Source organism: Francisella sp. SYW-9 (assembly GCF_008711465.1).
Taxonomy (GTDB): Bacteria; Pseudomonadota; Gammaproteobacteria; order Francisellales; family Francisellaceae; genus Francisella.
The window spans coordinates 1-5,503 of the sequence record NZ_VXKQ01000019.1 but is presented as its reverse complement, the minus strand read 5'-3'; the positions used below and the strand labels follow the sequence as shown (position 1 = coordinate 5,503).

Genomic DNA, 5,503 nt, shown 5'->3' with positions numbered 1-5,503 from the left:
TTATAACTTAGATTCAAGTTATAAGTGCGACAAAATATTTGTTGCACTTGCTTAAAAAACTGGAGATTAAGATGAAATCGCCATATAAACAACTTACTCAAGAGCAAAGATATCATATTTGGTGGCTCTGTTGCAACTATTTAGAAATTTAAGAAATATGGCACTGTTGCAAACTTTGACTAATTTGATTATTAATTTTAGAATTTATCTTTATATTCAATAATTTCATCTAACAATTATGAGAGACTTTAAGTATAAACATTTTACTGGTGAGGTTATATTGTGGGCAATTCGTTGGTATTTAAAATACGGTATAATCTATAGAGAGTTAGAAGAGATGCTTAAAGAAAGAGGAATAGATGTAGATCATACAACTATATATAGATGGGTTATACAATATTCTCCAGAACTAAAGAAAAAGCTAAGTTGGTATAGAGGAAGAATATATTTTAAAACCTTAAGAGTAGATGAAACCTATATAAAAGTTAAAGGTAAATGGAAATATCTATACAGGGCTGTAACTAAGGATGGTTATACTGTAGATTTTTACTTGTCACATACCAGAAATACAAAAGCAGCTAAACGCTTTTTATCAAAGACATTGAGAAACTTCAAATATGATATTCCAAATAAAATAAATACAGATATGAATCCAGCATATAACAATGCTATATCTGAGTTAAAGGCTGAGAATGATGATTATAGTCATATAGAACATAGGAAAGAAAAATATTTAAATAATATCATTGAGCAGGATCATGGAAAACTCAAAAGATTAATTAAACCTATGTTAGGTTTTAAATCTATAAAAACAGCTAATGCTACTATATTAGGTTATGAGTGGATGAGGATGTTTAAGAAAGGTCAGTTTGATACTTGGACTAAATTCAGAAATAAATCTGAAGCTGATTTTATAAATGAGCTATTTGATGTTTACTGCCATAATTGTATCTAGTGAAAAGTAGGAACCTTATATTTCTTAAATTTCTAAATAGTTGCAACAGAGCCCATTTATTTGGCTTAGATAATTTTTTGTTCATGGAACCTAACTATTATTCTAAATATCTTTTTAAACATGCAACTTTTGCGTAAGCTTAAAAATTGTACTTTTCAAAAAAAGTTCATTATTGCTGTGATATATATTGAATTATTCAACAAATAGTTCATCATATGGTTGAATAAAAATATAATTATGGTAAGTATTATGATAAACAAGATACAAGAGAAATGGGAAAGAAGAGCAACAGTAAGAAGTCGTCCACGGATAGTTTATGATAAAAATGCTATAGGATATTATTATCCTATATCAAGAGCACCCTTAGCAATACATCCTTATATTTCCAATAAAGGTCAGAACGCAATTGAGTTCTTATTGATTCAATCTTTGTATAAATATTCAAATGACATAGCTTCTATAGAAACAAGAGTTGTAAATGAGACTATTTTGAATGCTATCTCAGATAAGATAGAAGGTATTAAGTTCAGTGATGAGCAAAAAATCAATTTGTACACCATAATGGTAGATGAAGCATATCATGCTTATGTAGCATTTGACTCTATAATGCAGATCAAAGAAGAAACTAAAGTTACACCTCTGCCATTACCTCAAACTATCGAAATAGAAAAAGCTATTTCTACTATAAAGAATAAATTAGATATTAAATATCATAAAGCATTTGAGTTTATATGTGTTTGTTTAGCTGAAAATACTTTAACTAAAGAAATAGTGACTATGACAGATAAAGAAGAAACACATCCTTACTTTCAGAGAATAATAAAAGATCATTTAGTTGATGAGACTCGTCACTCGGGGATATTTTTTAAACTTCTTGGTGATGTCTGGTCTAATTTAAATAATGAGTATAAAGAGAAAATAGGCCGAGTATTGGCTGAGTTTATAGAATTATATCTAGATTTGGAGGTACAGGTTAAATTTGATAAGAAGATATTAAAATCTATTGGTTTAACTGACCAAGAAATACAAGAGGCTATTAACGACACCTACGGAGGTTTTGAGTTAACAAAAGAACATCCTATGTTAAATAATATTTTAAATATATTAGAAAAGGCAAATGTGTTAGATCGATATACATCTAAAGAATTTAAGCAAAGAAACTGGATTTAAAACTATGAAAGAACTATCTATATTTATTAATGAAGATTATCAAGGTTATGAAGAACTAAAGGTAGAAATTATTGATTTTGGTCATAATGTCATTGAGTCTATAATTGATCAAAAAGTTGATATCGCAATATATTCTGATTATAAAGACTTTTTAAACTCAAAAACGAGTTTATTAGATAAAGTAGATAGTTTTTTATTAGTATCAGATCAAGGAGTTTTTCTAAATAATGGACAGTATGATAGCTTTAAATTAGCTGAAGGGATAGATACTGATGACATAGTTAATAGTATTATAGCTATATCTCAAGGACTAGATATAGCAAAATATGATCCGGTAGATTTAGAGGAGTATTTTAATGTTACTTTATCTGAAGAAGAGTATCAGACTATAGTATATGACTGGAATCAAACAGATAGAGATTATCCTAAAGATAAAACGATATATCAATTGTTCGAGGAGAAGGTAGAAAAGAATCCGGATAATATAGCGTTAGTATTTGAGAATAAACAGCTTACATACAAAGAATTAAATGAGAAGTCAAATCAATTAGCCAGATACATTCGTAGACAGTATAAGGAAGTAACAAATCAAGAGCTAGAGCCAGATACATTAATACCATTATGTTTAGAAAGAAGTTTAGATATGGTTATAGGTATACTTGCGGTAATGAAGGCAGGAGGAGCATATGTACCGATGGATCCTGATTATCCGCAAGAGAGGTTTAGACATGTCCTTAAAGATACACAAGCTAAGTTAGTTATAACGCAGAGTCATTTAGAGAATAAGCTTGATTATAATATAGATAGAGATATTAGTTTAATATCGATAGATCTAGATCAAGAACAAGGTTATGTATATGGTCAAGAGGATAAAGAGAATCTGCCTCCACAGAGTAGCTTAACAGATTTGGCATATATTATATATACATCAGGTACTACTGGTTTACCGAAAGGTGTGATGATTGAGCATAAAAATATAATTTATCTTGTAAATAATCAAATTGAAAGTTTGAATCTATGTGTAAATTCTAAAATACTATTATTTGCTCCATATATATTTGATGCATATGTTTGGGAATTATTTAGTGGACTAATCTCAGGAGCTATACTCTATAAGAGTTCAGAATTAATAAGAAAGAATAGTGAAGAATTAATTAACTATGTTACAAAAAATAATATAACTATAGCAACTTTACCACCGGCTTTATTATCTAGTTTTGAGTATCAATATATACCTAGCTTATCAACACTTATAACTGCTGGTGAATCATGTAACTTAGGTGTTATGAATAAATGGTCAAAAGATAGGTTATTTATAAATGCATATGGTCCAACGGAGAGTACAGTATGTGCTAGTATGTATGAGTATAAAGAAGGAGATATTAATACAAATATAGGTAAGCCACTTGATAATGTTAAGCTATATATTTTAGACCAATACCAGCAACCAGTACCAGTTGGGGTTGTTGGAGAATTATATATAGGAGGAGCAGGTTTAGCTAGGGGGTATTTGAATCGCCCTGAATTAACAGTTGAGAGATTTGTGCCTAATCCATTTGCTACGGAGGATGATATAGCTAAAGGCTATACAAGGTTGTATAAGACAGGTGATTTAGTTAGATGGCTGGAAGATGGCAATATTGAATATATAGGTCGAAATGATGATCAGGTTAAGATACGAGGCTATCGTATTGAGTTAGGGGAGATTGAGAATCAGCTGTCTTCTATAGAAGGAATTAAACAATCCTGTATATTATCTAAGGATAGTAATAATAGTAAGTATTTGGTTGGTTATTATGTATCTGATAAAAAGTTATTAACTCAAGAAGAAATACTTAATCAATTATCTAAAGTATTACCAGAGTATATGGTGCCAAGTGTATTGATTGAGATTGACTCAATGCCGTTAACAGTAAATGGTAAGTTAGATCGTAAGTCATTACCAGATCCTGAGTCTGCTGGTGAAGATAGTGATATTAAGTTCAATCCTTTAAATGATATAGAAAAGTATATAGGGGAGTTATGGCTAGAGATTCTTCCAATTAAACCAAAGATATTGGATAGTTTTAGTAATTTTTTAAATTTAGGTGGAAATTCTTTATTAGTAACTAAAATAATTTCTTCTATAAATATTAAGTATGAAATATACCTAAAGCCAAAAGATATATTTAAATATAGCACATTAGGCCAAGTATCAAGATATGTGGCAGATGAAATTGAGAAAGGTCAAAACGTTAAAGAGAAATACTTAATAAAAAAATATGATCCAAAAGAATACCAATTATCTATTGGTCAGGAAAGTTTATTATTTATACAGCAATATGAAAATGGTAGTAGTGTATATAATACGCCAATGCTATTTAAATTAGATAAAGGGGTAGACTTAAGCATACTAAAGCGATCTATACATTCAATTTATAAAAGACATGATGTTTTAAGAACTATATTTAATCTAGATATAAGACATAATAATATTCAAACTGTATTGAACAATGACTTAGTTATTAATGAATATAATTATAAAAATATAGATATTACTAAACAAATTAATAATGATATAAATAAGATATTTGATTTTTACAGAGATGTTCCAATACTAGTAAGTATTTACACTGATGAAGTGGATACTAAATTGTTAATTAATATACATCATATAGCTAGTGATGGTTGGTCTTTAGATATATTTTTCAAAGAATTAACTGCTTATTATGATCATTATACAAATAATACTGAATTAACATTACCTGAACTAAGTATCCAGTATAAGGACTTTGCAGTATGGCAGAGAGCGTATCTTGAAGGAGAAGTGCTTGATAAACACTTGTCCTATTGGAGGGAGAAATTAGAGGGGTATGAGACTCTTAATCTACCTACTGATTATGTAAGACCAAGTAGGATAGATTATAGCGGATCTAGTATAGAGTTTGAGTTAGATGATGATTTATCAACTAAATTAAGAGAGTTAGCTAGAGAGTGTAATTGTTCATTATATTCTGTAATGCTAAGTGCTTTTTATATATTGATATATAATTATAGTAATCAGGAAGATATAACAATAGGTATTCCGTTAGCCAATAGAGATTATCAAACACAAGATTTGATAGGATATTTTATTAATACATTACCATTTAGAGAAAACATAGATGGCACACAGAGTTTTTTAGACTTACTTAGTATTACTTATGCCAATATTAATAATTTACAAGCATATCAAGATATACCCTTAGAAAAGATATTATCTAATCTAAATATAGAAATTGATCCTAGTAGACACCCTATATTTCAAGTGATTTTCAATATGTATAGTCATGATACTATTCCAGAGTTTTTAACTCATATTCATATTGAGGATTATGGATATAAAGTATCTAAATTTGA

Annotated in this window: 3 protein-coding genes; all 3 read left to right on the top strand. The window is 28.8% G+C overall.

All coding sequences use genetic code 11. The annotated features are described in order from the left end of the window. Positions 1 to 238: 238 nt before the first annotated feature. A complete protein-coding gene (locus F3D62_RS09355) occupies positions 239 to 955 on the top strand; it encodes an IS6 family transposase (RefSeq protein WP_150467987.1) in 717 nt (238 codons plus the stop codon). A 249-nt stretch (positions 956 to 1,204) separates the two neighbouring features. Next, positions 1,205 to 2,125: a diiron oxygenase gene (locus F3D62_RS09350; protein ID WP_191092584.1), complete on the top strand. Its 921-nt coding sequence runs from the start codon at positions 1,205 to 1,207 to the stop codon at positions 2,123 to 2,125. Positions 2,126 to 2,129: 4 nt separating this feature from the next. After that, positions 2,130 to 5,503 (top strand): non-ribosomal peptide synthetase (locus tag F3D62_RS09345; protein WP_150467985.1); only part of this gene is annotated, 3,374 nt, incomplete at its 3' end.

What these genes read in the sequence shown, in the direction of transcription:
- F3D62_RS09350 (WP_191092584.1), top strand. Translation starts at nt 1,205, where the DNA reads ATGATAAACAAGATACAAGAGAAATGGGAAAGAAGAGCAACAGTAAGA.
- F3D62_RS09355 (WP_150467987.1), top strand. Translation starts at nt 239, where the DNA reads ATGAGAGACTTTAAGTATAAACATTTTACTGGTGAGGTTATATTGTGG.